The following is a 2,540-nucleotide window of genomic DNA, read 5'->3' as shown; positions in this document are numbered from 1 at the left end:
CTTAATTACTGTTGCTGGTTTGTTAGTGGCGACGGCTGAAATTTCCCCCGCCGCTGTTGTCAATGGAAGTTTTGAAACTGGTAATTTTTCTGACTGGAATACCAGTGGACAAGCGAGCGTTGAAAATTCAAGTTTTCAGGTTACACCGGTTAACGGAAATTATCAAGCCGTGTTACAAACTTGTGTTTTTGTCGGTGCTTGTGACGACAATCAATCCTTGACTAATGCTAATGATTTAGAATCATTTCTCGACTTATCGGGTAATGAGTTAAGCAATCTATCGGTTGTTGAAGGCTCCGCTATTAAACAGACTATTACTGCTAATGCTGGCGATATTTTCAGCTTTTATTGGAATTTTCTTACTGATGAAGATGCGACTAATGTAGATTACAACGATTTCGCCTTTTTTACCCTTAATAATACTTTATATTCTTTGGCAGATACTCAATCTAGTTTTCCAGTCAATCCTTCTTTTTCCCATTTAACGAAAGAAACAGGCTATCAACCTTACACGATAACAATATCCGTGAGTGGAGATTATATTTTAGGGTTTGGGGTAGTTGATGTGGATAAGACAGGAGGAGGAAATGCTACTGGAAATTCAGCTTTATTAGTTGATAATATCAAGCTTAATAATATTGCCAAAGTTCCTGAACCTGATACTCTTTTCGGACTATTATTAACCCTAGGATTAGCCAGCAAGTGCAAGCGCCAGAATTAATCAAGAAAACGGGTTTCTTCAAGAAACCCGTTTTCTGCGTAAGTACAGTATATCACAAAAATTGCTTCGGTGCTTCAAGATAACTGATAACTGAAATGAATAACCCAAATACTGATTTTGATACTCCTTGGAAAGATGTCTTAGAAATCTACTTTGAAGACTTTGTTTCCTTCTTTTTTCCTCAAGCTCACGCGGGTATTGATTGGAATCAAGGCTTTGAATTTCTCGACAAAGAACTTCAACAAGTGGTGCGGGATGCTGAGTTAGGCAAACGTCTCGTCGATAAGTTGGTGAAAATTTATCGTCTTGCGGGAGAAGAGACCTGGGTTTTAATCCACATAGAAATCCAGGGTCAGCGAGAAATTGACTTTGCTGAACGGATGTTTGTCTATTACTACCGTATTTATGATCGTTACAGGCGTTCAGTAGCGAGTTTGGCAGTTTTAGGTGATGATAATGCTTCTTGGCGACCCAATCAATTTGAGCGTGAGTTATTTGATTGTCAAGTGAGTTTTCGCTTTCCGGTCGTCAAGTTGCTAGAATTTAAGCAGCAGTGGTCAGCTTTAGCAGCCAGCCGCAATCCTTTTGCTACAGTCGTGATGGCGCATCTCCAAGCTTTAGAAACTCGGCAAAACCGAAAAAAGCGCAAAGAAGCGAAATTAGCATTAACTAAACGGTTGTACGAACAGGGTTATCAACGAGAGGATATTATCAACCTCTTTAAGTTTATCGATTGGCTGATGAGCTTACCCGCTGAATTAGAACAAGAGTTTCAACAGGAATTAAATCAGTACGAGGAGGAAAAACGAATGCCTTATATTACCAGTGTTGAAAGAATGGGAATGGAAAAAGGGATGAGAGAATCTGTCATTGATGCCCTTGAGATTCGGTTTGAGAATGTGCCTTCGGAACTGGTTGATGAGATTAGCCAAATTAAAGACACTTCTCTTCTAAAAAATCTCCACAGACAAGCGATTACTCTTGACTCAATCTCAGATTTTCAGGACTATTTAAATCAGTTAATCAAACCTGAATAATTCTGGTTTGTCGCCCAAGAAAACGGGTTTCTTCAAGAAACCCGTTTTCTGTGTTTACCGGTCACTGAAAAAGCTGGCGGCTGACGGCTTAAATGTGTAATTAATTTTGCTTAGGCACTTATTAATCGCTACAGTTTCTCTTATCTAGTTACGAGCGGCTGAATGGGAGATACCAGCTTAGATTTTCCTCCTATTCACACAAGAGGATAACCATTGTTTTTAGACTATGAAAACCCTAGAAATTAAGCTATTAACACAACCTAAGAATATAAACATAGCATTACCTGTAGCAGCCCAGTTAACGGAGGCAGGAGGCAGGAGTCCGTTTTTGTAACGGGGATTTATGCCCCGCTCCCAAAACTTTTCGCCTTTTAAGGCGAGGTTTTAGAGCCGATTTTTTCGATAATCCCAACAGTTATAACCCAGGATATAGAACTAATAAGCGGATGACCAATAGCTATATGCTCTAAATTTGGTGATGATATAAGATATAATTGATTGCATTTATTTCCACGGAACCAGAACAAGAAATACTAAATCATTCTTGGAACGAGGTATTCTTCCCAAAAAACTCGTCGAACAATCAATATGGGATGAATTGAAAATCTTATCAAAAGAACTTAACATTCTAAAAAGCGGGAAAAACCCCTTTGCAACTTCCTTTATTGCAAAAACATGGATAAATAGTGAAGGCCCATTTGGATTTTTATTTAAAGAAGCAGCGACACATCCCAGCGATTTATTGCATAATTAGGGTTTGCTGAAAAAGTGTATTGGTGGGG

3 protein-coding genes are annotated in these 2,540 nt (G+C 38.9%); all 3 read left to right on the top strand.

Features of this window, described 5'->3' with window-relative positions:
• Positions 1-721: PEP-CTERM sorting domain-containing protein (locus IM477_RS22525; RefSeq protein ID WP_287733549.1), on the top strand; the 721-nt coding region annotated here is incomplete at its 5' end.
• Between the two features lie 95 nt (positions 722-816).
• Positions 817-1,758, top strand: coding sequence for an RpnC/YadD family protein (locus tag IM477_RS22520; protein ID WP_287733548.1), 942 nt, complete (start codon positions 817-819; stop codon positions 1,756-1,758).
• Positions 1,759-2,302: 544 nt separating this feature from the next.
• Positions 2,303-2,512 carry a hypothetical protein gene (locus IM477_RS22515; RefSeq protein ID WP_287733547.1) on the top strand — a complete coding sequence of 70 codons (210 nt, stop codon included), beginning with the start codon at positions 2,303-2,305 and terminating at the stop codon, positions 2,510-2,512.
• The last annotated feature ends 28 nt before the right edge of the window (positions 2,513-2,540 follow it).

Origin of the sequence: Microcystis sp. M090S1 (assembly GCF_020246295.1) — a bacterium.
Classification (GTDB): domain Bacteria; phylum Cyanobacteriota; class Cyanobacteriia; order Cyanobacteriales; family Microcystaceae; genus Microcystis; species Microcystis aeruginosa.
Note: the sequence above shows the minus strand (reverse complement) of the source record. Positions and strands in the feature narration are given on the sequence as shown.